Annotated in this window: 30 protein-coding genes and 2 pseudogenes; 17 read left to right on the top strand and 15 right to left on the bottom strand. The window is 70.7% G+C overall.

Annotated features, from left to right (window positions below; translation table 11 throughout):
• Positions 1–6 precede the first annotated feature (6 nt).
• Positions 7–207 (top strand): DUF397 domain-containing protein, encoded by a 201-nt coding sequence (locus tag DDJ31_RS18015; protein ID WP_127179258.1) that lies wholly within the window; start codon positions 7–9, stop codon positions 205–207.
• A 110-nt stretch (positions 208–317) separates the two neighbouring features.
• Here DDJ31_RS18015 and DDJ31_RS18020 read toward each other — a convergent pair whose 3' ends face one another.
• On the bottom strand, positions 318–1,328 hold the full coding sequence (locus tag DDJ31_RS18020; RefSeq protein ID WP_171480839.1) for an NADP-dependent oxidoreductase: 1,011 nt from the start codon (positions 1,326–1,328) through the stop codon (positions 318–320).
• Positions 1,329–1,418: 90 nt separating this feature from the next.
• Between DDJ31_RS18020 and DDJ31_RS18025 the strand changes: the two genes are divergently transcribed.
• Positions 1,419–1,967: a TetR/AcrR family transcriptional regulator gene (locus DDJ31_RS18025; RefSeq protein WP_127179257.1), complete on the top strand. Its 549-nt coding sequence runs from the start codon at positions 1,419–1,421 to the stop codon at positions 1,965–1,967.
• Between the two features lie 282 nt (positions 1,968–2,249).
• Here the strand turns inward: DDJ31_RS18025 and DDJ31_RS18030 are convergent, their stop codons facing one another.
• Entirely contained in the window at positions 2,250–2,693 is a 444-nt protein-coding gene (locus DDJ31_RS18030) for a DUF2000 domain-containing protein (RefSeq protein WP_127179256.1), read from the bottom strand.
• Positions 2,694–2,742: 49 nt separating this feature from the next.
• Here DDJ31_RS18030 and DDJ31_RS18035 point away from each other — a divergent pair, with 49 nt between their 5' ends.
• Positions 2,743–3,570, top strand: a complete 828-nt coding sequence (locus DDJ31_RS18035) for an AraC family transcriptional regulator (protein WP_127179255.1) — start codon at positions 2,743–2,745, stop codon at positions 3,568–3,570.
• Between the two features lie 106 nt (positions 3,571–3,676).
• Here DDJ31_RS18035 and DDJ31_RS18040 read toward each other — a convergent pair whose 3' ends face one another.
• Positions 3,677–4,204, bottom strand: coding sequence for a YbjN domain-containing protein (locus DDJ31_RS18040; protein WP_127179254.1), 528 nt, complete (start codon positions 4,202–4,204; stop codon positions 3,677–3,679).
• A complete protein-coding gene (gene mshA / locus DDJ31_RS18045; RefSeq protein WP_127179253.1) occupies positions 4,197–5,534 on the bottom strand; it encodes a D-inositol-3-phosphate glycosyltransferase in 1,338 nt (445 codons plus the stop codon). The genes DDJ31_RS18040 and mshA overlap by 8 nt, the downstream gene beginning before the upstream one ends.
• A gap of 312 nt (positions 5,535–5,846) precedes the next feature.
• Between mshA and DDJ31_RS18050 the strand changes: the two genes are divergently transcribed.
• The 3 genes from DDJ31_RS18050 to DDJ31_RS18060 all read left to right on the top strand — a co-directional run bounded on the left by DDJ31_RS18050 (position 5,847) and on the right by DDJ31_RS18060 (position 10,180).
• Complete coding sequence (locus DDJ31_RS18050; RefSeq protein WP_171480841.1) at positions 5,847–6,665, top strand: class I SAM-dependent methyltransferase; 819 nt, start codon at positions 5,847–5,849, stop codon at positions 6,663–6,665.
• Positions 6,666–6,969: 304 nt separating this feature from the next.
• Positions 6,970–8,265, top strand: a complete 1,296-nt coding sequence (locus tag DDJ31_RS18055; RefSeq protein WP_164784939.1) for a C40 family peptidase — start codon at positions 6,970–6,972, stop codon at positions 8,263–8,265.
• 490 nt (positions 8,266–8,755) lie between these two features.
• Entirely contained in the window at positions 8,756–10,180 is a 1,425-nt protein-coding gene (locus DDJ31_RS18060; protein WP_164784938.1) for a PP2C family protein-serine/threonine phosphatase, read from the top strand.
• A 258-nt stretch (positions 10,181–10,438) separates the two neighbouring features.
• On the opposite strand, the gene DDJ31_RS18065 is transcribed toward DDJ31_RS18060, so the two are convergent.
• The 3 genes from DDJ31_RS18065 to DDJ31_RS18075 form a co-directional block, all read right to left on the bottom strand.
• Positions 10,439–10,771, bottom strand: coding sequence for a DUF2516 family protein (locus DDJ31_RS18065; protein WP_171480995.1), 333 nt, complete (start codon positions 10,769–10,771; stop codon positions 10,439–10,441).
• A gap of 152 nt (positions 10,772–10,923) precedes the next feature.
• Positions 10,924–11,598, bottom strand: coding sequence for a hypothetical protein (locus tag DDJ31_RS18070; protein ID WP_127179251.1), 675 nt, complete (start codon positions 11,596–11,598; stop codon positions 10,924–10,926).
• Positions 11,599–11,686: 88 nt separating this feature from the next.
• Positions 11,687–12,349 (bottom strand): helix-turn-helix domain-containing protein, encoded by a 663-nt coding sequence (locus tag DDJ31_RS18075; protein ID WP_127179250.1) that lies wholly within the window; start codon positions 12,347–12,349, stop codon positions 11,687–11,689.
• 221 nt (positions 12,350–12,570) lie between these two features.
• Between DDJ31_RS18075 and DDJ31_RS40035 the strand changes: the two genes are divergently transcribed.
• Positions 12,571–13,062: a hypothetical protein gene (locus tag DDJ31_RS40035; RefSeq protein WP_240678165.1), complete on the top strand. Its 492-nt coding sequence runs from the start codon at positions 12,571–12,573 to the stop codon at positions 13,060–13,062.
• A 211-nt stretch (positions 13,063–13,273) separates the two neighbouring features.
• Here DDJ31_RS40035 and DDJ31_RS40040 read toward each other — a convergent pair.
• Both DDJ31_RS40040 and DDJ31_RS18090 read right to left on the bottom strand, forming a co-directional pair.
• Positions 13,274–13,445 (bottom strand): annotated as a pseudogene (locus tag DDJ31_RS40040) (transposase); the annotation flags it as partial.
• On the bottom strand, positions 13,446–13,844 hold the full coding sequence (locus tag DDJ31_RS18090; RefSeq protein WP_240678164.1) for a DUF4240 domain-containing protein: 399 nt from the start codon (positions 13,842–13,844) through the stop codon (positions 13,446–13,448). It abuts the pseudogene before it with no gap.
• 18 nt (positions 13,845–13,862) lie between these two features.
• On the opposite strand from DDJ31_RS18090, the gene DDJ31_RS39220 reads away from it, so the two are divergent.
• Positions 13,863–14,111: a DUF6228 family protein gene (locus DDJ31_RS39220; RefSeq protein ID WP_240678163.1), complete on the top strand. Its 249-nt coding sequence runs from the start codon at positions 13,863–13,865 to the stop codon at positions 14,109–14,111.
• The gene (locus DDJ31_RS18095) at positions 14,108–14,581 is read left to right on the top strand and encodes a hypothetical protein (protein WP_171480842.1); all 474 of its coding nucleotides are present in this window, start codon (positions 14,108–14,110) and stop codon (positions 14,579–14,581) included. The genes DDJ31_RS39220 and DDJ31_RS18095 overlap by 4 nt, the downstream gene beginning before the upstream one ends.
• Before the next feature lie 430 nt (positions 14,582–15,011).
• Here DDJ31_RS18095 and DDJ31_RS18100 read toward each other — a convergent pair whose 3' ends face one another.
• The 3 genes from DDJ31_RS18100 to DDJ31_RS18110 form a co-directional block, all read right to left on the bottom strand.
• Positions 15,012–15,605 carry a hypothetical protein gene (locus tag DDJ31_RS18100; RefSeq protein ID WP_127179248.1) on the bottom strand — a complete coding sequence of 198 codons (594 nt, stop codon included), beginning with the start codon at positions 15,603–15,605 and terminating at the stop codon, positions 15,012–15,014.
• Positions 15,602–15,937 (bottom strand): hypothetical protein, encoded by a 336-nt coding sequence (locus DDJ31_RS18105; RefSeq protein ID WP_240678417.1) that lies wholly within the window; start codon positions 15,935–15,937, stop codon positions 15,602–15,604. Before DDJ31_RS18105 ends, DDJ31_RS18100 begins: the two co-directional genes overlap by 4 nt.
• Before the next feature lie 109 nt (positions 15,938–16,046).
• Complete coding sequence (locus DDJ31_RS18110; protein ID WP_127179246.1) at positions 16,047–16,625, bottom strand: DUF4240 domain-containing protein; 579 nt, start codon at positions 16,623–16,625, stop codon at positions 16,047–16,049.
• Between the two features lie 57 nt (positions 16,626–16,682).
• Here DDJ31_RS18110 and DDJ31_RS18115 point away from each other — a divergent pair, with 57 nt between their 5' ends.
• The 4 genes from DDJ31_RS18115 to DDJ31_RS18130 all read left to right on the top strand — a co-directional run bounded on the left by DDJ31_RS18115 (position 16,683) and on the right by DDJ31_RS18130 (position 19,234).
• The gene (locus tag DDJ31_RS18115) at positions 16,683–16,952 is read left to right on the top strand and encodes a hypothetical protein (RefSeq protein ID WP_127179245.1); all 270 of its coding nucleotides are present in this window, start codon (positions 16,683–16,685) and stop codon (positions 16,950–16,952) included.
• Positions 16,949–17,317, top strand: coding sequence for a hypothetical protein (locus tag DDJ31_RS18120; protein WP_127179244.1), 369 nt, complete (start codon positions 16,949–16,951; stop codon positions 17,315–17,317). Before DDJ31_RS18115 ends, DDJ31_RS18120 begins: the two co-directional genes overlap by 4 nt.
• A gap of 379 nt (positions 17,318–17,696) precedes the next feature.
• The gene (locus DDJ31_RS18125; RefSeq protein WP_127179243.1) at positions 17,697–18,776 is read left to right on the top strand and encodes a MerR family transcriptional regulator; all 1,080 of its coding nucleotides are present in this window, start codon (positions 17,697–17,699) and stop codon (positions 18,774–18,776) included.
• A 98-nt stretch (positions 18,777–18,874) separates the two neighbouring features.
• Positions 18,875–19,234 (top strand): hypothetical protein, encoded by a 360-nt coding sequence (locus DDJ31_RS18130; RefSeq protein WP_127179242.1) that lies wholly within the window; start codon positions 18,875–18,877, stop codon positions 19,232–19,234.
• Positions 19,235–19,262: 28 nt separating this feature from the next.
• Here DDJ31_RS18130 and DDJ31_RS18135 read toward each other — a convergent pair.
• From DDJ31_RS18135 to DDJ31_RS18145, 3 genes and pseudogenes are all read right to left on the bottom strand, one after another.
• Positions 19,263–20,379, bottom strand: a pseudogene (locus DDJ31_RS18135) (IS630 family transposase).
• Between the two features lie 444 nt (positions 20,380–20,823).
• Positions 20,824–21,447: an NADPH-dependent F420 reductase gene (locus tag DDJ31_RS18140; protein WP_127179241.1), complete on the bottom strand. Its 624-nt coding sequence runs from the start codon at positions 21,445–21,447 to the stop codon at positions 20,824–20,826.
• Between the two features lie 33 nt (positions 21,448–21,480).
• Positions 21,481–22,215 (bottom strand): SDR family NAD(P)-dependent oxidoreductase, encoded by a 735-nt coding sequence (locus tag DDJ31_RS18145; protein ID WP_127179240.1) that lies wholly within the window; start codon positions 22,213–22,215, stop codon positions 21,481–21,483.
• Between the two features lie 144 nt (positions 22,216–22,359).
• Between DDJ31_RS18145 and DDJ31_RS18150 the strand changes: the two genes are divergently transcribed.
• The 4 genes from DDJ31_RS18150 (at position 22,360) to DDJ31_RS18165 (ending at position 25,857) form a co-directional block, all read left to right on the top strand.
• The gene (locus DDJ31_RS18150; RefSeq protein WP_127179239.1) at positions 22,360–22,941 is read left to right on the top strand and encodes a TetR/AcrR family transcriptional regulator; all 582 of its coding nucleotides are present in this window, start codon (positions 22,360–22,362) and stop codon (positions 22,939–22,941) included.
• Positions 22,942–23,167: 226 nt separating this feature from the next.
• Positions 23,168–23,572 carry a nuclear transport factor 2 family protein gene (locus tag DDJ31_RS18155; protein ID WP_127179238.1) on the top strand — a complete coding sequence of 135 codons (405 nt, stop codon included), beginning with the start codon at positions 23,168–23,170 and terminating at the stop codon, positions 23,570–23,572.
• Positions 23,573–23,816: 244 nt separating this feature from the next.
• Positions 23,817–24,944 carry an FAD-dependent oxidoreductase gene (locus DDJ31_RS18160; RefSeq protein WP_127179237.1) on the top strand — a complete coding sequence of 376 codons (1,128 nt, stop codon included), beginning with the start codon at positions 23,817–23,819 and terminating at the stop codon, positions 24,942–24,944.
• Between the two features lie 49 nt (positions 24,945–24,993).
• Complete coding sequence (locus DDJ31_RS18165) at positions 24,994–25,857, top strand: GNAT family N-acetyltransferase (protein WP_127179236.1); 864 nt, start codon at positions 24,994–24,996, stop codon at positions 25,855–25,857.

Below are 25,857 nucleotides of genomic sequence, written 5' to 3' on the forward strand. Positions count from 1 at the left end.
CCGGAAATGAACAGCGAGTTCAACTGGCAGAAGTCGAGCTTCTCCGGGGGCGGCGGTGAGCAGTGCCTGTACCTCGCCAAGCACAACGGCGAGATCCTCCTCTGCGAGAGCGACGACCCGGCGAGCATCGTCACCACGTCACCCGAGAAGCTCGCCGCGTTCATCGCGGGCGTGAAGGCAGGCGAGTTCGACCACCTCGTCGGCTGAGGGCACTCGCCAGAAGCCCGCGCACGACAGACCCCCAACCTGACAAAGGTTGGGGGTCACGCGCACCCTCGACTGCTGTAGGCCATCCTCCTTCGAAGCCCCAGCCGCCCTCACACCCCCGTCAGCACGATCTTCCCCCTGATGTGGCCGCGGGCCGCGCGTTCGTGGGCCTCCTGGGCTCGGGACAGTGGGTACGTGCTGTCGATCGCCACGCGGACCGTGCCCGCGTCGAGCAGGTGGCCGAGTTCGGCGAGCTGTGGGCCGTTCGAGCGGACCTGGCTGATGGAGAACGTGACGCCGAGGCGCGCGGCCTCCTCGGGGTCGACCTCGGCGAAGAAGACCGGGAACAGCGCGCCGCCGCGCCTGAGCGTGCGCAGGAAGCGGTGGCTGGTGGGGCCGCCGACCGCGTCGAGGACGAGGTCGAGGTCGCGCGCGGTCTCCTCCGGGCGAGTCCTCGTGTAGTCGATGACCTCGTCGGCGCCGAGGTCGCGCAGGAACGGCTCGTGCCCGCCCGACGCCACCGCGGTGACGTGCGCGCCCTTCCACTTCGCCAGTTGCACCGCGAAGTGCCCCACGCCGCCCGCCGCGCCGTTGACGAGCACCCTGGTGCCCGTACCGAGGGCGACCGGCCGGTGCCGGGCCGCCTGGAACGGCGACGGGTGGTCGTGGCCGACCTCCACCAGGTACTGCCACGCGGTGAGCCCCGCCATCGGCGCTCCCGCCGCGTGCACATGGTCGATGCCGGCCGGCTTGGGGGCCAGGTCCGACGCGGGCGCGACGACGTACTCCGCGTAGGCGGCGCCGTCGAAGCCGGGGAAGCGGAGCATGCCGAAGACCTCGTCGCCCGGGGAGAAGCCCGTCACGTCGTCGGCGACGGCCTCGACGACGCCCGAGACGTCCGTCCCGGGGACGACGGGCAGGTCGATCTTCGGGCGGATCTCCTCGGGCATGACGGTCAGGCCGTCGCGCAGGTACCAGTCGGGCGGGTTGACGCCCACCGCGTGCACGCGCACCAGCACCTCGCCCGGCTTCGGCGCGGGCACCGGGACGTCCTCGTGGCGCAGCACCTCCGGGCCGCCGTACGTGTGCAGCCGGATCGCCTTCATCGTGGTCGTCGGCATCGCTTTCCCTCTCCCGCACCAGTGGACTACCCTAAACGGGTCACCGATCCGAATATACGGGTCACTGACCCGCTTAGCAAGGAGAGGTCCGTGCGCGCTGACGCCAAGAAGAACTACGACCAGTTGCTGGCGGTCGCGGGCGTCGTCCTGGCCGAGGAGGGCGCCGGCGCGTCGCTGCGTGACATCGCCCGCAGGGCCGGGGTGGGCCTCGGCACCATGCACCGGCACTTCCCCACCCGGGAGACCCTGTTCGAGGCCCTGCTGCGGTCGGGTTTCGACCGGCTCGCCGTCCAGGCCGCCGAGCTGGAGTCGTCCCCCTCGGCCGGGGACGCGCTCGTCCGCTGGCTCCGCGACTTCGTCGCCTGCGCGTCCGACTACCAGGGCGTCATCACGTCGATGGTCGCGGCCATCGAGGACCCGGACTCCGCGCTCCACGCGTCCTGCGTCGGGATGAAGGCGGCGGGCGCCCGGCTCCTCGCCCGCGCCCAGGCCGAGGGCACCGCCAGGACCGACATCGACGGCACCGACCTGTACGCGCTGGCCGGGGCCATCGCCTGGGTCGGCGACCAGCCCGCGCTCGCGTCCCGCGCCGACCGCCTCTTCACCGTCCTCACCGGGGCGATCCTGACAAGGTCCTGAGGCGTTCTGACGCGGTCCTGCCTCACGTTCTGCTTCGTTCTGACGCGGTCCTGCCTCGCGTACTGCCTCGTTCTGCCTCGTTCTGACGCGATCCTGCCTCGCGTACTGCCTCGTTCTGACGCGGTCCTGCCGCGTTCCGACGTGGTCCTGCCGCGTTCTGACGCGGTCCGTCGGTGGCTCAAGCGACGCGGCTCAAGCGACACCTCCACCGGAGGGGCCGCTGACTGCTGACTCCGCTCACCTCACCTCACCTCACCTCGGCTCACCCCGCCGCGCGCCCCCTCACGGGTGCATCCGCGCCCCCTTCAGCACCTTGTCCACCGCGTTCTTCGCCCCGTACACCGCGAGGCCGACCAGGTCGAGGGAGGCCGTCGGGACCGCTCGCACCGCCGCCCGGTTCGCCGCGTCGTGGCCCGTCGCGAACAGGTCGGACGTGAAGAGGGACCTCGGCAGCGCACGGGCCAGGGTCTTCGCGTGGGCCGCCGTCAAGGTCTCCTTCGTGCCCTCGAAGACCAGCACCGGCTGCCGGATCATCGGCAGGTAGCCGACCCCGTCGGCGTCCTCGTACGGCTCCCCGATCACCTCGGGGAACTCCGCCGCCAGGCCGCTGACCAGGAACGCGGTCACGTTCAGGCGCTGCCACTGCTCCAGGTCGTCCCGCAGCAGGACGGCGATCTTGGTGTCGAAGCGGGGGGCGGCCTCGGGGGTCGTGGGTTCGCTGTTCATGGGGTGAGACTGCCGAGCCGGAACCGGCCGCGTCTTGTACGTTCTTTGCATGGCCGCTCAGCGCCCCCAGCGGGAAGTGTCCGCCTGGCGCCCCCGGGTCTCCGGTGTGGTGGAGGTCTTCCACGCCCGGTTCACCGAGTACGCCTACCCGATGCACGTCCACGACGCGTGGACGCTGCTCATCGTGGACGACGGCGCCGTACGGTACGACCTCGACCGGCACGAGCACGGCACCCCGCACGACACCGTGAGTCTGCTGCCTCCGCACGTCCCGCACAACGGCGCCCCCGCCACCGCCGACGGCTTCCGCAAGCGCGTCGTCTACCTGGACGCCAGTCACCTCCCCGACGACCTGATCGGCGCGGCCGTCGACGGACCCGATCTGCGCGACCCGCTGCTGCGCCTGCGCGTCGGACAGCTGCACACCGCGCTCGCCCACCCCGGCGAGGAACTGGAGGCCGGCAGCAGGCTGGCGCTCATCGGGGAGCGGCTGCGCGCGCATCTCGCGGACCGGCCGGCCGGTGAGCCGCTCGCCGACCCCGCCCTCGCCCGCCGACTGCGCGAGCTGCTCGACGAACACGTCGTCGAAGGGCTCACCCTGGACGCGGCCGCCGCGCTGCTGCACGCCCATCCCGCCCACCTGGTCAGGGCGTTCAGCCGCGCGTACGGCATCGCACCGCACCAGTACCTGATGTCACGCCGGGTCGGCCGCGCCCGCCGTCTCCTCCTCGACGGCCGGGCACCCGGCGAGGTGGCCGCGCTGACCGGCTTCTACGACCAGGCCCATCTCACCCGCCACTTCGGGAAGTTGGTGGGCGTGCCGCCGGGGCGCTACCGCGCGGGGGTACGGACCGAGCCGCCGCGGGACGGCACCTGACGTCAGCGTTCAGATCGACATCAACGTCAACGTCAACGTCGATATTGACATCGGCGTCGTCGCTTCGTGCCACGGTCGGGGAGCGCCAACACCGGTGCCGTGCGGGTCAGTTCGGGTGTCCGGGCTTCTCGTCCGTGCGTTCCGTCAGGTGGGTGAACGCGTCGAGGTTCCGCGTCGACTCCCCCCGGGACACCCGCCACGCGTACTCCTTGCGGATCGCGGAGGCGAAGCCCAGCTCCAGAAGGGTGTTGAAGGCGCCGTCGGCCGCCTCCAGGACCTGGCCGAGCAGCCGGTCCAGCTCCTCTGGGGTGATCGCGGGCAGCGGGAGCCGGCCGGTGACATAGACGTCGCCGAGCCGGTCGACGGCGTAACTCACGCCGTACAGCTTGAGGTTGCGCTCCAGGAGCCAGCGGTGGACGCCCGGCTCATTCTCGTCGGGATGGCGGATGACGAACGCGTTCAGGGAGAGCGAGTGCCGGCCGACCCGGAGCGAGACGGTCGTCGACAGCTTGCGGGTGCCCGGGAGTTGGACCACATAGGTGCCGGGCTCGGGGCTCTCCCAAGCCAGCTCGGCGTCCTTCAGGACGGCCTCGACGACCTGGGCGGCCTCCTTCTGCGCGTCAGCTTCAGCCATGGGGCGAGCGTACGCGACGGCGGTGTGCCTGCGTCGCTGCCGTGTAGACGTCGGCCGTCGCGGCGGCCGAGGCGTTCCAGCCGAAGGCGCGGGCGTGCCGGGCCGCCTTCGCGCCCAGCTCCGCCGCCAGGTGCGGCTGGTCGGCGAAGGCGCGCAGCACGCGCGCGTACCCGGCCGGATCGTGCCCCTGCACCAGGAACCCGGTCTCGCCGTCCCGCACCGCCACCGGCAGCCCGCCGACGGCCGCGGCGAGCACCGGCGTACCGGTCGCCTGCGCCTCGATGGCGACCAGCCCGAACGACTCGCTGTAGGACGGCATGACCAACACCGACGCGGCCCGGAACCAGTCGGCGAGCTGCTCCTGCCCGACCGGCGGGCGGAACCGTACGACGTCGGCGACGCCGAGCCTGGCCGCCAGCTTCTGGAGCCCTTCCGGCTTGGCGAGGCCGCTGCCGCTGGGGCCGCCGACCACCGGCACGACGATCCGCGAACGCAGCTCGGGCCGCTCGTCCAGCAGCACCGCCACCGCCCTCAGCAGCACGTCGGGGGCCTTCAGGGGCTGGATGCGGCCCGCGAACAGCGGGATCAGGGCGTCCTGCGGGAGTCCGAGGCGGGCGCGGGCGGCGGCGCGGCCGTCGGCGGGCCTGAAGCGTTCGAGGTTGACCCCGGGGTGGACGACGGCGACCCGCGCGGGGTCGGCGTCGTAGTGCCGTACCAGCTCGCCCGCCTCCTCGGCGGTGTTGGCGATCAGCCGGTCGGCGGCGGAGACGATCTGGGTCTCGCCGATGACCCGGGCGGGCGGCTCGGGGTTGTCGCCGTCGGCGAGATTGGCGTTCTTGACCTTGGCCATGGTGTGCATGGCGTGCACCAGGGGGGCGCCCCAGCGCTGGGCGGCGAGCCAGCCGACGTGCCCGGAGAGCCAGTAGTGCGAGTGGACGAGGTCGTAGTAGCCGGGGCGGTGCCCGGCCCAGGCCTGCATCACGCCGTGCGTGAAGGCGCACAGCTGGGCGGGCAGCTCCTCCTTGGCGAGGCCCTCGTAGGGGCCCGCGTCCACGTGCCTGACCAGGACGCCGGGCGCCAGCTCGACGGTCGGCGGGAGGGAGGCGGTGGTCGCGCGGGTGAAGATCTCGACCTCGATGTTGATCGCGGCGAGACACTGCGCGAGTTCCACGATGTAGACGTTCATGCCGCCGGCGTCGCCGGTGCCGGGCTGGTGGAGCGGTGACGTGTGCACGGACAGCATCGCGACGCGGCGCGGGCGGCGGTGCAGCCGCAGCCGCGAGGACGCGCTCGCCGAGCGGCGCCCGAACCTGCCGGCGTACTGGCTCACGTGGCGTTCCTCCTCGCTGCGGGCATGCCGGACGGAGGACCCGGTGTGCCCTCCGAGGCGGTTCAACAGCCACGCGGGGGATTCCCATTCCCGGCCGTTTCCCGCGTAGGGCGTTTTATCGAATCATTACCTTTGTTCTGTGAACCGGGCAGTGTGTCGCACACCTCGGGAGAGAGCTGTCGCGCACCCCCGGGAGAGCGATGTCGCGCACCCCGGGAGAGAGCTGCGGCGAGACCTGCGGAGAGCAGGAGGCGATTTCGACAGTCCGTTCGATTGACGGTCGACGGTGCGCCCCGGCTTACCCTCGTACCCATGACAGCCCGCGCAGCCGCCCGCCCCGTGGGAACGGTGACCCGCGGCACCACCAACCCCAACCGGCTGCGCCGCATGGACCGCTGGATCGCCGTCACGCACGGCGCCGAACTGCGCCGCGCCGACGCCCCGCTGGCCGTCGACCTCGGCTACGGCGCCGCCCCCTGGACCGCCGTCGAACTGCTCGGCAGGCTGCGCGCGGTCGCCCCGCACGCGCGCGTGGTGGGCGTCGAGATCGAACCGGCGCGGGTCGCGGCGGCGCGCCCTTACGAGCGCGACGGCCTCGTCTTCCGGCACGGCGGGTTCGAGCTGCCGGTACCCAGGCGGCCGTCGCTGGTGCGCGCGGCGAACGTGCTGCGCCAGTACGACGAGGACCAGGTCGCCGCCGTCTGGCAGCGGCTGTGCGCGCGGCTGGCGCCGGCCGACCCCGCGACCGGCTCCCGGGGCGGGCTGCTGGTCGAGGGGACCTGCGACGAGATCGGGCGCAGGCACGTGTGGGTGGCGCTCGGTCCCGAGGGGCCGCGGACGGTCACCTTCGCGACCCGGCTCGGCTCGCTCGACCGCCCGTCCGACCTCTCCGAACGGCTCCCGAAGGCGCTGATCCACCGCAACGTCCCCGGCGAACCGGTGCACGCCTTCCTGCGCGACTTCGACCGCGCCTGGGCCGCCGCCGCGCCCTACGCGTCGTACGGCGCCCGGCAGCGCTGGATGCGCGCGGTGCGGTCGCTCACCGCGGAGTGGCCGGTGACGGACGGTCCCGGCCGCTGGCGGCAGGGCGAAGTGACGGTGGCGTGGGGGGCGTTGGCGCCGCGCGGATGAACGGTCGTCGGGGCGGGTAGAGAACGCCCCGACCTCGCCCGGTGCGCCGGGAACGATCTCCATGAGTCGTTCGTCACAGAGACGGGGAGATCGTCACGGCCTGCGCGCAGGCGGGACGGAAGCGGGGCGAGCGGACCGGGATCGGGAGGGGGAGGGGGACGTAAGGGGGAGCGGGAAAGGGCGGCAAGGGGACGGGAAGGGGGGAAGTCCGACTTCCGGCTACCTCTGTCGTTTTGGGCTCGACCGTGGCACGATCCCCCAGACGCCGTAAGTTACTGACGGTAAATCAGGTAGGGGGATACGTATGGGTACGGGCAGACACGGGCTGATCGCCCTCGCCGTGACCGTCGTGTGCGGGGTCACCGTGCTGGGGGCGCCGGCCACAGCGTTCGCGGCCCCGGCTCCCGTCCCGTCGACGTCGCCGCCGTCACCATCGTCGACGTCATCGCCGTCATCGCCGTCATCGGCATCGACGTCGTCGCCGTCATCGTCGTCGAAATCACCCCAATCAGCCGAGACGCCTCAGTCACGCCAGTCACCCCGATCGGCTGCGCGGTCGACGCCCTCGACGTCGTCCCCGGCCTCCGCCGCGACCTCGGCGGCTGCGGCGGCTGCGGCGGCCTCGGCGGCAGCTTCGGCGTCGGGTGCGTCGACCCCCGCGCCCAACAAGGACCTCGAGGCCGTCCGCGAGAAGCTCGACGCGCTGTACCGCGAGGCCTCCGTCGCCACCGACTCGTACAACGCGGCCGAGGAGAAGGCCGAACGGCAGTCCGCGGCCATCGTCGAGCTGGCGAAGAAGATCGTCGCGGGGCAGGAGAGGCTCGCGGACCTGAAGGAGCGCGCGGGCGCGGCGGCCGCCGCCCAGTACCGCACCGGCGGCCTGCCCGACGAGGCCCAGCTGCTCCTCAGCGACGACCCGCACGACTTCCTCGACGGCGCGGGGCGGGTGATCCAGGGGCAGCGCGCCACCAAGGGGCTCATAGCGGAACTGGCCAAGACCCAGGAGGACTTGGAGCAGTACGCGGCGGACGCCTCCGCCCAGTGGAAGAACCTGGAGGCCAACCGCAAGGCGAAGGACGCGGCCCGCAAGAAGATCAAGAAGCGGATCGCGGAGGCCGAGAAGCTGGAGTCCCGCCTGGAGAAGGCGGAGAAGGCCCGCCTCGCCGAGCTGGAGGCGGAGGCCGCCCACCGGGCGCAGACGGCGTGGCTGGACTCCGGGGCGCTGGACGAGACCGGCGGCAAGGCGTCGTCGGCCGGGAAGAAGGCGGTCGCGTACGCCACCGCTCAGATCGGCAAGCCGTACGTGTGGGGCGCCGAGGGCCCGGACAGCTACGACTGCTCGGGGCTGACGTCCCAGGCGTGGGCGAGCGCCGGCGACCCGATACCGCGGACCTCGCAGGAGCAGTGGAAGCAGTTGCCGCACGTCGACGTGAAGGACATGCGCCCCGGCGACCTGGTCATCTACTTCGGCGACGCCACTCATGTCGGGATGTACATCGGCGACGGCGCGATCGTGCACGCGCCTCGGCCTGGGCGGTCGGTGACGATCGCGGGGGCGGGTTCGATGCCGATCCTCGGGGTGGTCAGACCGGACGCGTGAGGCGGGTCGGGGTCGCGGGGGGGGGCGGGACCGCCATGGGGCGCGGGGTCGACGGCCGCCGTGCGGCGGGAGCGGGACCGCCGCGTGACCCTGCCCGCGAGACGGCGACCAACAGACGGTGGTCACGAGCCGGCGATCACAAGACGGCGATCACAAGACGGCGATCACAGGACAGCGGTCACGAGACGGCGACCACGAGGTGACGACCACGAGATGGCGACCACGAGGTGAGGACCACGAGACAGTGGTCACGTGACCCACCCCACCCCGCCTTGATCCCAAACCCCGCGCCGACGTGACGTTCGTCATTCCCGCAGCTCACCACCCTGTCCAACTGCGGTAGGGATCGCGGCATATGACGGCGGCTCCGTGCCGGAGGGCGTGGCCCGCACCATTCCGCTGCGGCGCCGACACCCGCTATGGTCCCCGTCGGTGGGTCGAGGTCCCTCGCTCCGCCATGCCCTCGGGGGGAGGGAAGGAACCCAGGAAGATGCCCGTACCCGTACCGCGGCAGAGAGCGATCCCGGCCGTGGAGAGTGGTCAGGCGCCGGCCGCGCCCTCCGGTAGCGGCCCCTCCATGGAAGAGGGTCCGCGCACGCCGGACACCACGACGGCCGCGCGCCCGCAGGCCCTGACGCCGGACACCCCGGCGTCCAAGACCCCTGCGCCGAACACCCCGCACCTCACGCTGCTGCTCATCGAGGACGATCCCGGCGGCGCCACCGTCGTACCCGAACTGCGGGACGCGGCCGACCGACCCATCAGGGTCCGCAACGCCCGCAACCTCACCGAGGCCGCACGGCTGCTCACCGACGACGTCCACTGCATCCTGCTGGACCTCGCGCTGCCCGCCCGGGGCCGGTCAGGGGCGGACGCCGACAGTGCCGACAACACCTCCGGCGAACCCGGCACACCGGACGACGCCGACAATCCTCGCAAACCCGATGAACTCGGTGTGCTGCGGGAGGTCCTCGAACTGGCGCCACGGCAGGCCGTGCTGGCGCTCACCGCGTCAGGCGACGCCGAGCGCGGCGCCGAGGCGGTCCGGGTCGGCGCCCAGGACTACCTCTTCCGCGACGAACTGGACGCCCGGCTGCTGAGCCGCGCGATCCGGTACGCGGTCGAACGCAAACGCTCCGACACGGCCGAGCGACGGCTCGCCGAGGGCCGGGTCAGGGCGCAGGAGAACCGGCGCCTGGAACGCGGCCTGCTGCCGACCCCGCTGCTCGACGGCTCCCCGCTGCGCTTCGCGGCCCGCTACCGCCCCGGCCGCTCGCGCGCGCTGCTCGGCGGCGACTTCTACGACGTCGTACGCACCCCGGACGGCACGGTGCACGCCATGATCGGCGACGTCTGCGGGCACGGCCCCGACGAGGCCGCGCTCGGCGTGGAGCTGCGGATCGCGTGGCGGGCGCTGACCCTGGCGGGCCTGTGCGGCGACGAACTGCTGGGCACGCTCCAGCAGGTCCTGGAGCACGAACGCTCCGACGACGAGATCTTCGCGACCCTGTGCGCGGTCGACATCGCGCCCGACGGCCGCCGGGCCGGCCTGTGCCTGGCCGGTCACCCGTCACCGCTGGTAGCCCGCCCCGGCCGGCCCGCGCGGCTGCTCCCCTACGACAACAACGGCCCGGCCCTCGGCCTGCTGCCGGGCGCCCGCTGGCCGCGGACGCAGGTGGAACTGGGCGCCGAGTGGAGCCTGATGCTCTACACCGACGGCCTGATCGAGGGCCGCATCGGCGCCGGCCTCGAACGGCTCGGCCAGGACGGCATGGTGGAGATGGTCCGCCGCCAGCTCGCCGAGGGCCTGAGCGGCGAGGCGCTGCTGCGGGCCGCGGTCAACGAGGTGCGGGACCTGAACGGCGGCGAACTGACGGACGACGTGGCGGTCCTGCTGCTCGACCGGACGCCGTGACGCGATGAGCCTCCGTCCCGTTCGGGGCGGAGGCTCGGGGCGAGGGGAAGGGGCGGGGCGAAGACGGCTTGGAAGCGACGGCTGTGCCGGACGCGCCGGACGTGATGGACGCGCCGGACGTGACGGGACGTGAAGCCGGGCGGCTACGGAGGAGAGGGGTCTAGGGAGAAGAGGTCCGCGGAGAGGAGGTCCGCGGAGAGGAAGCCCCGGCGGAGACCAGTCTCCGCCCCGCCCCGTCCCCTACTGTCCCTGCCGTCCCTACCGACCGCCGTTGTAGGGCCCGTAGGGGCCGTCGCTGCTGGAGCCGCGGCGGCTGCGTCCGCCTCCGGAGAGGCCGCGCAGGGCGGGGCGTACGTCGACCATGTACACGATCGTCGCGATGAGCCCGATGATCGGCAGGAACGACAGGACGTTGAAGATCAGGTTCACCACGAAGGCGACCCCGAGGATGATCAGCCAGAACATCTTGCTCTGCTTGTCGACCGCCCGATAGGCGTCCTCGCGGCGCGTGGCGGCGTCGAACAACGCGAAGCCGCTAAACACGATCAAGGCCATGCTCAACAGCCACATGAAGCCCGCGAACCCCTGCATCAGCACTCTGTCCACCACCCGACTCGGCTCGTCCGTACGCGGTCACCGTACCCGCTCCCGGTGACCCGTTACCCGAAGAACGGGCCGGGCACTCCAGGAGTGCCCGGCCCGCCCCACTTCCGCACGCCTCGCTCGGCGGGCTGCTCCGCGCCCTACTTGGCGGGCGGGGTCGTCTTCTTGGCGGCCGGCTTGCGAACGGGCGCCTTCTTGGCGGCGGGCTTCTTGGGGACGTCGGGAGCGGCGGCGGCTGGGGCGGGAGCGGCCGGGGCGACGCTGCGCACCTCGCGCGGCTTCTCCTCCTCGACCTCGACCGGCTCGGCCTTGGGCTCGACGGCCACGGCGAAGTCCTCGATCCCCTCGGCGGCCTCACCACGCCACGTCCGCACAGTCTGCTCGCCGTGCTCGGCGACCTTCTCGTAGGTCTCACGGGCCTTGACGGCGTACTCGGCGGCGACGCCGACACCGCGCAGCGCGAGATCCTGGGCGGACTCGCCGAGCTTCTTCAGGTCGGCGTCGATCGTGCTGCCGAGCTTCTTGATGTCGCCGTCGAGGGAGTTGATGAACTCGGAGACCCTCGCCTGGAAGGACTCCTGCGTCTCCTTGACCTTGGCGCCGGCGTCCTTGGCACGGGCCTGGGCCTTCTCCTGGACCGCCTTGGGGTCGGTGCCGCGGACGGCCTCGATACGGGCCGGCGCCTCGGCGCGCAGCTGCTCCACCAGGACCGGCACCTTCTTGGCCTGCTGGAAGGCCAGATCGGCGGTACCGGCGGCGAAGTAGAGCGGCGTCGGGTCGCTGAGGGTCTTGCGGAGGTCGTCGGTGATGGCCATGGTGATGGTCCTCCCGGGTCGCTTACAGCTGAGGGTTTGGGTGTCCCGCGGCCGGATGACCGCCCGACGCGACGTGCGACGGGCGCGCTCAGCCGGTGGGCTGCTGCGGGCCGGCGTCGTCGCCACCGTCGGCGGGACGGGCGTTGCCGGTACCGCGGGTGTTCTTGGTCATGCGGGTGTTATTGGTCATGCGGGTGCTCGGGGTCTTGGGGCTGCTCGTGGGCTGAGGGGTGTTCGGGGTCGTGCGGGTGCTCTTGGCGGGGCGGGCCTTGCGGCCCGGACGCGGAGCGGGGTCGGCATGGGTGTCGACGTCGACGTCGACCCCTGGGCCGGCCACGGCACCGTCCGCCGCTGGTCTCGCCGCGTCCGCAGGTCGCTGCGGTTCGCGGTCGGCGTCGGTCCCGAACCCGTTCTCCTTGCGGAAGGACTCGTAGATCTGGAGCAGGACCTGCTTCTGCTGTTCGGTGAGCGTGGGATCGGCGAGGACCACCGCACGGGTCTCCACCTCGTCCCGGTCCCGCTCCGCGTCGAGGATGCCGGCGTGCACGTACAGGGTCTCCGCGGAGATCCGCAGCGCCTTGGCGACCTGCTGCAACACCTCCGCGCTCGGCTTGCGCAGCCCGCGCTCGATCTGGCTCAGGTAGGGATTCGACACCCCGGCGGCATCGGCGAGCTGCCGCAACGACAGCTGCGCGGTGCGCCGCTGCTCACGGAGGTACTCGCCGAGATTGCCGACGTTGAGCGATGCCATGCCCCCACCTTGCCCCACCCTCGCTAACTTTTGCAAGCGGCTGCTTGCAAAAGTACTCCAGCCGGGTGGGGGCCGCCGTGCGACTCGCAGCGACAACTGTCACTTCGCAGGGATTTCTGTCACCAGTCGCTCGTAGTCGCCGAACGGTAATCCCCCAGGCCCTGCCTGTGTGGGCCACTAGGTTGGGGTGTGTGGGGACACGGGGGCAGAGGTATCGGTATGTGGGTCCGGCTGAGCTGAAGGAGTTCGTCCGGGCGGGTGGTGTGGGGCGGAGCATCCGCTCGGCGGCGGACTTCGGCGAGTGGGTCTCGGCGTTGACCCGGGACGAGTTGGCCGAGCCGTTCACGTTCGTCGTCGATGGCGGCGGGGTGCTGCGACTGGCCCCGCGTCGCAGTGAGCACGTGGTGTGCGCCGGCGGCAGAGAGGTGCTGAGCGCCGGGGAGATGAGCTTCCGCGAGGAGTCCGGGCGGTGGGTGGTCGAGGAGGTCAGCAACCAGTCGACCGGCTACTGCCCGGACATCAACTCATGGCGCGCCGTGGCCAAGGCTCTGGATCGGATCGGGATCCATCGACCGCCCGGGTTCACGCACCCGGTGACATTTCGCCGATGCCACTCCTGCCGAGAGCTCAACATCGTGCGGGAGGAGGACTTCGTGTGCGTCTTCTGCGGCGAGGATCTGCCGCGGGAGTGGAACGTTGGGCAGCCCGGGTGACTGGTCAGACCGCGAGGATCGCATCGCCTTGCGAGTGCGGCAGCATGGCGGTGCGGCAGGTGAACCAGTTCATCCTTCACGATGAGTTGTGGTCGGATTCGGAGTTCTCTTGCGAGTCTTGCGGCACATACCTGTGCCAACACTCGCTGTCCTCGGCGGCCAACTGGTCCACGCCCACGGGCCTCCTCGAGGGACTGCACGTACTCCGCGACCTTCCCGAAGCAGGGCGGCAGAGCGCGCCAGGCGCAGCCGCCGACCAGCACGTAGACGATCGCGGCGAACAGCGTCTCATCAGGTGTGTCCGGCGTCCCGCCGCCTTGTGGGCGTACCTTCGACGGCGGGATCAGTGGCTTCGCGATCTCCCACAGCCGGTCCGGAACAATTCAACTCCATGTACCCCGCCCCATGAACGGACCAACGTTCGCCTCACCACGTAGGACACGGTGTAAAGCGCCCTGCTCGGCTTCGACGGCTTCATGGAATGCGTCGCCGCAGTCGTCATCCGCGCGGGTGAGTAGTCCATACGCCTCCATGGCGACGTAGTCGAGAGACTCCCACTCGGGCCAGTCGTCGTTCCAGAGCTCCCGAGGGCGACCCACCAGGCACTGAACCTCTGGGGTGTCGGCCAGAGCGACGGGATCGATCACTGCCCGCGCGAAGGCTTCCCGACCGATCCCCACCATGCACAGGCCGAAGCCGCAGAATCCGTCGCCCGAAACCCAGCCGCCGAAGATCCGCTCCGCCGCAGCCCATAGATCCCAGGTGAAGGCTTCACGCGTCACAGCGATCTCCCCATTTTCTTGGAGGAGCTCGCTACCGACTACTGCGGATGGGCTGGCGAACGGAGCTGGCATACTCACGACCGCGACCTGCTGGTGTCGGCGGTCTTCCGGTCCGGCGGCCACGTCGGGCTGATGTGGGCTGTGCGGCCATGGCCTGGGGCCGCAGGCGGCTTGGGCGCCTCGGTGACCACCTGGCTGGAGGCCGGCGAGCAGATGACTTCCCTGGCGGCCGATGTCCGGGCTTTCCTCGCCAAGGAGTATCAGTGACATCCGGCATGCGCATCACCTGGACCCTGGCGGGATCTGGGTGGGTCGACTGCACCCTTGAAGATCACCGGGCGAAAGTCGAGCTCACCGCGTCCTATATCACCAGTGCACCCGAGGAACTCCTGACCGCGGTGACCCGCCTCGTCGCGGGCGAGACGGAGAGCCGTGCCCAGTTCGAGGCCGAGCCGACCGCCTACCGGTGGATCTTCTACCGCGAAGGCGTGGACGCCTGGATCCGCGTGCTTCAACTGCGTCACGGCAGCGATCACGACAACAGGGGAACCGAGATCTGGTCCAGCCAACTCGGCATCGACCAGCTCGCCCGCACCATGATCCGCTGCTTCGACGAGGTCGCGCAGACCTATGGCGAGAGCGGCTATCGAGGCAAGTGGGGCGAGCACTTCCCCCGAACCGAACTCGAAGCCCTCAGGCGCCTCTGGGGCACTCACCAGCACCCCCAAACGACGTAGCCGGGACAACAGACCACTGAGGTTGAGTTAGACAAGTCAGCAGGTCAACTGTCACCGTCAACTTGGCGGACTCCCGTGCAGGCAACGACAGCGCTGGCGTCGTCGGCGAGGAAGAGCATGAAGGCCCATGTTCGGTCCGGTGAGAAGATGCAGCCGATCCTGACCTGAGCGGCTTCTAGCCGGGTGAGGATATCGACGTTGGAAAGGCAGGGCGAGCGTCTCGGTACCTCGCTTCCTCGCCCGCCGGAGGCGAGCCGCGTAGATGCCGGCGAGCTGCTGACTGGGAACGCGGCCGTCCCATACGACGGAGTCGCCTCCAGCAAGAAGCGCCTCCCTGGCGGCTTCGCAGGCCGTGGTCTGGTCGCCCAGCATCCCGGCGAGTTCCGCCCGGTCCATCTGTCCTCCTCCCGCCTGCTGTCCCGCTGTCCGTTCAGTCGGCGAAGTGGAGCTCAGGCCGGGTCCAGAGGGTGACGTCGCTGCTGGTAGCGACCGCGAGGGTCAGACCGGAGGGAGAGAATCCGGCTGCCCGGAGTTCTGAGTACTCGGAGTGGAAGACGTGCCACCACGTCCCTTCCGCCGGGCCTTTGTGGGACCCGCCGTCGGCGGAGAGGATGACGCGGTCGTGGGGCCACTCGGGGCTGACGACGTCCAGGGTCCAGCCGTCCGGCGTGGTGCTGTGCAGGCCCCCGCCGAAGAGTCCGGCTATGCGCACCGGGACGCCTGCGATCGGGCCGAGCCCGGGGCAGGTGAGGTCCGGGTGAGCGTCGGGGGTGCTCGTTTGCGGGGCGGGGTCCCGGTCGCGGGCGATCTTCTCGCCGGTGATCGCGTCGAAGAGTCCGTGGCCGTCGCTGGACACGACCATGACGAGGTCGTGGCCGCTGTCGGGATGAACGGCGAATCCAACACCGAGAAGGCCCCCGATGGGAATCCTGCGGTCCAGCACCGGCTGCCACGGCTCGGGAGCCGGCATGACGGTGGCGGCGAGATAGCGCTCGCGCAACTTCTGCTGGTACTCCGTGATCAACTCGTCTCCTCGATGCGATCCGCGTCGAGGGTCTCTCGCGCAGCGGCCCACGTCGACTCGAATTCCTGGCGGGTCATCTCGGCAGCGCCGTCCGATTCTTGCCACCCGCGCAGGGCACCTTCCGCGAGGACGCCGTACTGCCGCTCGTAGGCGGCCATGACCGCGAGGTCGCCACAGTCACGGATCTCGATGACCTCCGCCAGCGAAGCCGCGGTCACGGGCTGGCGCTGAGGTCCTTGCAGGTCGACCTGGCGCAGGGCCCATTCCTCGCCGTCGAGCTCGAAGTACGACCGGACATCGCTCTCGCCGTCGTAAGCACGGATCCACAGCATCACGCTCACATGATCTCTCGGTGAGGAGAAGGCGCGTTCGGCGACGCCCACGGGCCGAGCGCTTCCCGTTGACGCACCTGCCACGCCGTCCGGCTCGTCAGGCGGACGATCACAGAGGAAACATCACGCTCAGTCTCGGCAGCTTGCGTGCTGCCTCGTCCTCGCGTCGCACGTCCCACCGCTGACCGAGCGGCTCCAAGCTGCTCTCTCCATCGCCCTGTTCGGCCTCGACATCCTCGTAGAACGCCTCGCTGCAGTCGTCATCGACACCGGTCAGGCTCCCGTACGCCTCCAGCGCGACATAGTCGAGAGACTCCCACTCGGGCCAGTCGTCGTTCCACATCTCCCGCGGGCGTCCCACCAGGCGCTGGACCTCCGGAACGTCGGCCAGAGAGTCCGGATCAGCCAATGCCCTGGAGAAGGCATCACGGCCGAGCCCCGCCGTCCACAGGCCGAAGTAGCGGAATCCGTCATCCGAACACCAGCCACCGAAGATCCGGTCCGCTGCCGCCCACAGATCCCACGTGAACGCCTCGTGCGCCACCTCGTCCAAGCGCACCTGGAACCGCACAACCTCAGCCAGCGACCTTCGCGCCAATGCGCCACGCAGCCACGCGAGCCGCTCGTCCGGGCCCTGCGCCTGACGCCGGCACTCCTCGATGAGCCTCCAGAAGGAATCAGTGTCCACAGCGGCACTGTGCCAGGCACCTCTGACAGCGCAGGGTCGACGAACTATGTTCGAGGAGTGGAGAATCCGGAGATCATCATCAAGCTCACCTCAGATGAGGCGCTGGTCCTGTCGGACTGGCTGGAGCAGGTGCAGATGACGGACCTCAGTCGTCTCGTCGGCGATGCGGCGGTCTGGGCACCCCTTCACCGCATTGCCGGAACGCTCGACAAGTCGCTATCGGGGATCTTTGCGGCGGACTACGCCGAACGTCTGGAGGCGGCCCGCAGCAGGCTTCGTTCAGACCTGGGCGACAGCGCCATTGACGAGGAGGGTACGGACACATGAAGCCTCTCTCGGAGATGACTGAACGCGAGTACTTCGTCAGGGTCGGCCCACGTCCCGGCATGCTCGTCGGCAAGCCCTCCTTCCACAGGCTGACCGCGTTCCTGACCGGTTATGACCAGCATGCTCTCCTGCACGGTGGGCCAGAGCTCATCGGCTGGCACGACTGGCTCGTCGCCCGTCGGGGACGCGACTGCAACCACGCCTGGCCGGGCCAAATCCTCCGCATCGCCCTCCCGAACGGCTGGGACGACTTGTGGAATCTTCCGCCTGAGGACGAACAGCAGGCGATCAAGGTCCTGTTCGAGCTCCTCGACGAGTTCGCTGCCGAGCGCGAAGCAGCGCAGGACTCACAGACCTCAGGTTGAGTGGGACGCCGCGCCGAACAGCGTCTCACTCAAGATGAACCACTGCCGATCAACGCCTCGTCATGGTTCACCTCAGCTGAGACGGGACAGCGTCCCTTCACGACCACGTCCTCTGGCGAATCGCAGCTTGGATGTCCCGACCGTCGCAGACGCCCCTGGGGGCACCAGCCGCCCGTGGCTCAGCACCACCGTCGAGGCCACAGCCCGGTGACGCATCGATGCCCGCCGACTGATCGGCGTCCTTGGCTCACTCAGCCGCCGAGCCAGTGGGAGACCGTCTGACCGAGCCGGAGCAGGACGCTGGTTGACCTTCACCTTGGGGGAGGCCACAGCATCGGTGAGGCCGGGCGACGTGCTCGGCATGAGGAGGAGGGCGGGCATGGGGTTGCTGACCATCGGGACGTTCGCGAAGGCATCCCGGCTGTCACCGAAGGCGCTGCGTCTCTACGACGAGCTGGGTCTGCTGACTCCCGCTCGCGTCGACCCGGTGACCGGCTACCGTCTCTACGCCCCGGAACAACTGGAGCAGGCCCGGCTGGTCGCCTGGCTCCGGCGCCTGGGGATGCCCCTGGCCCGCATCCAGCACGTCTGCACGCTGGATGCGGGCCCGGCAGCCCTGGAGGTCCGCGCGTTCTGGGCCGAAGTCGAGGCCGACACCGCCGCGCGGCGAGACCTCGCTTCCTTCCTCATCGGCCATCTGTCCTGGAAGGACCCCGCCATGTCTCCGACCGCCAAGCCCCTGGGAATCCGTTACGCCGCTCTTTCCGACACGGGCCTTGTCCGTGAGAGCAACCAGGACACCGCCTACGCGGGGTCCCGCCTGCTCGCGGTCGCCGACGGCTTCGGCAGCGGAGGAGCCCCCGCGAGCGCCGCCGCCGTCGCCGCCCTCAAGCGCCTCGAAACCGACAGCATCCCGGCAGGCGATCTCCTCAACCTCCTTGAGGACGTCATCGAGCAGGCCAAGCAGGCCGTCAACGGCGTCGCCGGACCCGTCTCATCGCCCGAAGTGGCCGGCACCACGCTCACCGCGATGCTCTGGACCGGCTCACAGCTGGCCCTCGTCCACATCGGCGACTCTCGCGTCTACCTCCTGCGCGACGGAGAGCTGTTCCAGATCACCCACGACCACACCATGGTGCAGTCGATGGTCGACGAAGGACGCCTCAGCCCGGAGGAAGCCGCCTCCCACCCCCAGCGGTCCCTGCTGATACGCGCTCTGGGCCAAGGAGCCGATGGCACTCCTGACATGCGCCTGCACGACGCCCAGCAGGGAGACCGCTACCTGCTCTGTTCCGACGGCCTCTCCACCGTCGTGCCGATCGAAGAGATCCACCAGGTGCTCTCCGAGATCAGTGAGCCCGAGCGAGCGGTCCGCGAATTCATCGCACTCGCCAACGGCTCCGGCGGCCCCGACAACGTCAGTTGCGTGATCGCCGACGTCATGGAGCTCCAGCGGTAGGAGCGAGCGGCATGCACTTCTGGTGCTCTGACCGGATAGGTTCGCCGGACGGTCTCGGTGTCCGGCATGGACGGGCCTCGCCAACCCTCCGTAGGCTGGTGATCGCATACGAAGGGGGCGGAGTGAACGGTAATCCGCTGTACCACTGGATAGCGCTGGCAGTGTCCACGGCGCTCATGCTGCCGGTGCCGGTGGCGATACTGGCGGGGTGGACGCCGCCGTGGATGCGCAAGCGACAGGCCGGGATGCGGCTTCGTGCCTACGGCGTTCTGTGCGTCTACGCCCTTCTGCTCGCCAACGGCATTCCTCGGATCGCCGACGCCTCATTCGAGACGGTCGTGGTCTGCATGAACGTCGGTCTCGGGTTCGCCGCCGCCGCTGCGGTCCTGTTCCTGCTCTCGGCACGCAAGGATTCAGGCGCCCGTGCAGCTGGCCCGGTCGAGCCTCGGGAAGGCTGAGAGACAGCCTGCCGCGTCACGGTTTTGGTCAGGCTGCTGGTGCGAGGAGGCATCCGCCCCAGCGGATGCCCTTCTCGCTGCGGATGCGGGCGCGTTCCTTGCGTTCGGAGGCCAGGACGTCGCGGTGGCGGGCGTTGGCGTTGCGCCAGCGCAGGTAGGCGTGCAGGGCCCGGGTCTGCACCGTGTGGTTGGGATGGTTCGAGTTGGCGAGGTGAACTGCCTCAGCGGTCCGAAGTGCGCCTCGATCGGGTTCGGCCACGAGGCGTAGGTCGGGGTGAAACACAGCTCAACCTTGTTCTTCTTCGCCCAACGGCGGATGTCGACGCCTTTGTGGGCGGAGAGGTTGTCCATGATCACGTAGATCGGTGCACCGTCGGGCCGGGCGGCGCGGATCGACTTGAGTGCGGCCAGCGCGTTCGCGGCACCTTTCTCGCGGTGATTGACGCCCCATAGGCGGTCGTCACCGACCGAGTAGCAGCCGTGGAAGTAGCGCACCCCGTGGGTGCGGTGGTGGCCGGCACGCGGTCGGGATGTTTCCGTTCGGCCCAGCCCAAGCCTGCGGTGGGCCGGATCCCGAGCGGGCCGAACTCGTCGAACGCGAAGACCCGGTCGGGGAAGCGGTCCATGACCTCCTCGATCCGGTCCAGCTTCGTATCGCGGTCGGGGTCGGGGGATTCCTTCCATGACTTGGTGCGCTGGAAGGTGACGCCGCGACGGGCGAGCAGGCCGCGTAACGCTTCGCGGCCAATCCGGATCACTCGGCCGTGGACTTTCCGCAGGTAGGTAATGAGTTTGCGCAGTGACCAACGGGTGAAGGGCTGGCCGAGTTTGGTGGGGCGGGCGGTGGCGGTCTGGGCGACGAAGTCCTCGTCGTCAGGACTGAGCAGGCGGGGGCTGCCTCCCGCCCACCGAGGGTCCAGACAGGTCAGGCCGATCTCGTTGAGCCGGTGGATCACGTCCGGGACAGTGTCCTCATCGGCCTGCACCAGCTGAGCGATCACCGGCACCCGGTTCCCGCCCACCGAAGCCAGCAGCATCATCGCGCGCCGGAACCGCACCGAACTGGCGCTGCCCCGCCGCACGATCTGCTGCAGCTTCTGCCCTTCATGTTCGGCCAACCTGCGCACACGGACGGGCTCAGCCACCAAACCCCCAGCAGTCGGAGCGGACGTCACCGCACATCCAACCGCCACGACCACCAACCCGGCGAACCATCCCGGTCAGAGCACTAGCCGCACCAGCTCCGCTCTCATGAACCCACCCGTGAGGCGGACGCATACCGCGCGCGCTGCCTCGCCTTCGCACAGCACAGCACAGCGCTGCGCAGCACAGCACCAGGGCGCTGGAAGAAGCTCCTGCCCGCGGTGGCCCGGCTCGTCGTGGGCGGGGCGGGGCGGAGTTCCGTGCCCAGTTCCGAGCGGAGCCGACCGCCTGTCGGTGGATCTCCTACCGCGAAGGCGCGGACACCGGATCAGAGGCAGGTCGGGGTCGGGGTCGGGCACGAGGCCGAGATCGGGATCGGGATCGGGATCGGGATCGCGCCCGCGCCCGCGCCCGCGCCCGCATCGTCGATCCGTCAACCGTCCCCCTCAGAACGGGAGTTCCCTGACGCTCAGGGCGAAGTCCAGGTTTCCCACGCCGTGGTTGGCGAGGCCCACCGTGATCACGCCCGCTCCCTCCAGCCAGTGGGCCATTTTCAGGCCGCCGACGTCCAGCGGGCGCAGCCCGAGGCTTTCGACGAACGCTCCCACGCTCGCCTTGGCCCGCGGGTCGTCACCGGCGAGGAAGATGTCGGGCCTGCCCTTCTCCAGGACATGGCGGAAGACGGTGTTGAACGCCTTCACCACCTGGGCGTCGGCCGGTGCCGCCTTGGCGATCTCCTGTGCGATCGAGGTCTCCTCGCGGTGGGCCAGGCCGTCGAAGGTGGCGTTGAAGGGGTTGCTGATGTCGACGACGACCTTGCCCGCGAGGGCGTCTCCGTACTGGGTGACGGCCGGGACGACACCGTCGTACAACAGGGCCACGACGACGATGTCCCCGGCCGGGGCGGTGCCCCAGTCTCCGGTCGTGGTGCCGCCGCCGAGCGCCTCGGCCAGGTCGGCGGCCTTGGCCCGGTCGCGGCCCATGATCTCGACGGTGTTGCCGCCCGCCACCGCGCGCGTGCCGATGGTGCGGGCCATGTTCCCGGTGCCGATGATGCTGATGTGGCTCATGAGATGTCCTGCCCTGGGTGGGTGTCGGCGGGTTCAGATGGCGGTGGTGCCGCCGTCGGCGACCAGTTCCGTGCCGTTGACGTAGCTGGAGTCGTCGGAGGCGAGGAAGAGGGCGGCGGCGGCGATCTCGTCGGGGCGGCCCATCTGTCCCCGGGGGATGAGGGACTCGAACTGGCGCTTGGTGGCCTCGTCGAAGAGTTCTTCCTGCTTGGCGGTGGCGACCTGGCCCGGGGTCAGGACGTTGACGCGGATGCGGCGGTCCTTGAGTTCGTTGAGCCAGACGCGCGCCCACGCCTGCTGGACGGCCTTGCTGCCGGCGTAGACGCTCCAGCCGGGGAAGGCGCCGAGGGAGGCGTTCGAGCCGGTCATGACGATGGAGCCGCCGTCGTTGAGGAGGGGAAGCGCCTTCTGGACGGTGAACAGGGTGCCGCGCGCGTTGAGCCAGAACGCGTCGTGGAACTGGTCCTCGGTGATCTCGCCGAGCAGGGCGGGCTCGCCCCTGCCGGCGCTGGCCCACAGCACGTCGAGGCTTCCCTTCTCCCGCCTGACGGTGTCGTACAGGCGGTCGAGGTCGTCCAGGTCGGCGGCGTCGCCCTGGACGCCGGTGACGTTGCGGCCGATCTGCCGCACCGCCTCGTCCAGGGCGTCCTGGCGGCGTCCTGTGATGAAGACGTGCGCTCCCTCGTCGACGAACAGTTTCGCGCCGGCCAGCGCCATGCCGGTGGTGCCGCCGGTGATGACCGCCACCTTGCCGTCGAGCTTTCCCATGACCGCTCCCTTGGATCGTCGGTGCCGTGCGCACCTGAGACGACAATGTTATGTACACCGCCCTGTGTGCTTACGGTACGGGGCGGGCGGCCGGGGCGCAAACTATGTACACCGCTCGTTACCCAGCCGGGGTACCATGGCGCCATGACGGAGTTGGAGAAGGGCCCCACGGGCCGCCGACGCGGGCGGGGCGCACGCGAGCGCATCCTCAGCGCGTCCCAGCGGCTCTTCCGCGAGCAGGGCATCAACCGCACCGGCATGGACCAGCTCTGCGCGGCGGCCGAGGTGTCCAAGCGCACGGCCTACCAGCACTTCAACGGCAAGGACGAACTCGTCGCGGAGTATCTGCGCCGGTTCGACCCCGCCGTGCTGTCCGGCGTGTTCGACCGCACCGACCTCACACCCCGCGAACGGCTCCTCGCCGCCTTCGACGTTCCCCCCACCACGCCCCTGTGCCCGTACATCGCCGCCGCCGTCGAACTCCACGACCCCGAGCACCCCGCGTCCCGGACCGCGCGCGACTACAAGAAGGCCGTCGCCGCGCGGCTCGCCGACACCGCCCGCGAAGCCGGCGCCACCGACCCCGAGCAGCTCGGCGAGCAGCTCGCACTGCTCATCGACGGCGCCGCGGCCAGAACCCGGGTCCTCGACGCCGACGCTTTCCCCACCGCCGCCGCCATCGCCGCCGTCCTCATCGACAACGCCATCCCCACGGCGTCCGACTGACCGACGACGGGACCAGGCCGACGGCCGGTCCAAACGGCGAGGCGACTCGGCGGCCGACGACCGGCGGCCGACGACCGGCCGGACGCGCTGCCGGTCGGCTCGGACGCGATCGCCGGCGCGCGCCACCAGCCGCCCGGCACCCGGCACCCGGCACCCGGCATCCCCGTCTACGCTGGGACTGTGGCCCGTCGCGCCGGGCGGTCGGTGGTCCTGGGAGGTCGTTGCCATGGATGCGGATACCCGAACCCGTGCCGCGATCGAGGAGCACTGGCGGGCGTCGGAGCGTGGGGACGACGTCGCCGAGCACGCCCTCTACGCCGACGACGCGGTCCTCGACTACCCCCAGTCGGGCGAGCGGTACCGGGGGCGCGCGGCGATCTCCGCGCAACGCGGCGGGCATCCCGCCGACCGGCACTTCGCCGTCGGGCGGATCACCGGCGGCGGGGACCTGTGGGTGAGCGAGTGCGTGATCACGTACGACGGCGCACCCACCCACACCGTGAGCGTCATGGAGTTCTCGGACGGGTACGTCGTGCACGAGACGCAGTACTTCGCCGCTCCCTTCGCCGCCCCCGCGTGGCGGGCGGCCCTCGCGGAACCCATGCCCGGCCGGGACATCACCACCGCCTGAGCCCTCGGCACCGCCCTCTGACGCGGGACGGTCGCCGCCCCCCGGACGGCGGCCCCGACGGTGACCGCGCCCGTCCCAGCGGCGCCGTCGCGCCGCCGGCCAGCTGTCGGAGCCCTGTCGGGTGGTGCCGGGCCCTGTCGGGGAGCTGTCGGGGGCCTGTCGACCGGGCCTGGGAGCTTTCCCGTGGGCCCGCCGGCGACTCGGCCGGTGGGCATGCCACGTACCAGGGAGCGCGACGCACACCATGACCCCTCACGTCACGATCATCGGCGCCGGACTCGGCGGCCTCACCCTCGCCCGGGTGCTGCACCTGCACGGCATCTCCGCCACCGTCCACGAGGCGGAGTCCTCGCCGACGGCGCGGACGCAGGGCGGGATGCTCGACATCCACGACTACAACGGCCAACTCGCGGTGCGCGCGGCCGACTTGATGGACGAGTTCCGCGCCCTCGTGCTGCCGGGACGGCAGGCGATGCGGGTGCTCGACAAGGACGGCACCGTCCTGGTCGACCAGCCCGACGACGGCACCGGCGGCCGGCCCGAGGTGCAGCGCGGCGACCTCCGGCGGATGCTGCTCGACTCGCTCCCGGACGGCACCGTCGTCTGGGACCACAAGGTCAGCGGCGTCCGTTCGCTCGGCGACGGACGGCACGAGGTGACGTTCGCGGACGGCACCGCCGTCGTCACGGAGCTGCTGGTCGGCGCGGACGGCGCCTGGTCGCGGGTGCGGCCCCTGCTGTCCGCGGCGACCCCCGAGTACGTCGGCCAGGCGTTCGTCGAGACGTATCTCTTCGACGGTGACACCCGGCATCCGGTCGCCGCGAAGACGGTCGGCGGCGGCAACATGTTCGCGTTCGGCTCGGGCGGTCAGTGGATCGGGGCGCACCGGGAGAGCGGCTCGACGCTGCACGCCTACGTGACGCTGATCAGGTCCCAGGAGTGGTTCGCGGACGTCGATTTCGCCGACGCGGAGGCGGCCGTCGCACGGATAGCACAGGAGTTCGAGAACTGGGCTCCCGAGCTGACCTGCCTGATCACCGAGAGCGACATCCCGCCCATCCTGCGCCCCCACTTCACGCTCCCGCACGAGCACCGCTGGGACCGGGTGCCCGGGGTGACCCTGGTCGGCGACGCCGCCCACCTCACCGCCCCGAACGGCGAGGGTGCCAATCTCGCCATGCTCGACGGCGCCGAACTCGGCGAAGCCCTCGCCGCCCACCCCGACGACGTCGAGGCGGCGCTCGCCGCGTACGAGCGGGCCATGTTCCCGCGCAGCGCCGCGGCCGCCGTCGAGGGAGGGGCCCTGGACGACCCGACCGCCGCGGACGTCGTCCACTTCTTCGCCCGCGACCGGCAGGCGGACGTGTCCTGAAATCGGGCTCACCGCCCCCGGGCGCCCGGCGCGGGGGCGATCATGCGGCATGCACTCCGCTGACTGGCATCTGACCGACGACGTCGACGACTTCCTCGCCCGAGCCGGGGACTTCCTGCGCTCGCGCCGCACCGTGCACACCACCTGGCTGACCCTGACCGAGAAGCTGCGCACCCTCGGAGTGGCCGCGCACGGCGCCGGCGTCCCCGTACTGGGGCGGCTGGAGCGAGGGGGTGAGGTCGAGGCCGCCTTCTTCAGCTTCCCGCGCAGCCGCCGGCTGACCGTCACCGCGCTCACCTCCGCGCAGGCCGACGAGCTGGCAGCCCAGCTGATCTCCCGCGGCCACCGCCTCACCGGCGTCACCGGCGAGCAGGACACCGCCGCCGCCTTCGCGGACGCCTGGCAGCGGCGCACGGGTGCGACGTCGACGGTCCGCGTCCGGATCAGGCTGCGCCGCCTGGGCACCCTCACCCCGCCCGACCCGTTCCCTGACGGCGGCGCCAGGAGCGTGGGCGAGGACGACCACGAGCACCTGATGAGCTGGTGCCGGGCGTTCGCGGCGGACGTCGGGGAGGAGGTCACCATCGACGCCGGCTCCTGGGCCGGCACCCGCTTCGCCGAGAAGCGCTACACCTACTGGCAGAGCCCGGACGGCACGCCCGTCTCGATGGCGGGCGCCAACCCGATGGTCGCGGGGCAGGTCCGGATCGACCCCGTCTACACCCCGTCCCAGCTGCGCGGACGCGGCTACGCCGGTGCCGTCACGGCGGCGGTGAGCCGGGCCGCGCTGGCCGCGGGCGCCACCGAGCTTGTCCTGTTCACGAACGCGGCCAACCCCACGAGCAACGCCCTCTACGAGCGCCTCGGGTACGGCCTGGTCACCACCTTCGACGTGTACGACTTCACCGGCTGA

The sequence above is a fragment of the Streptomyces griseoviridis genome, from assembly GCF_005222485.1.
Classification (GTDB): Bacteria; Actinomycetota; Actinomycetes; order Streptomycetales; family Streptomycetaceae; genus Streptomyces; species Streptomyces hintoniae.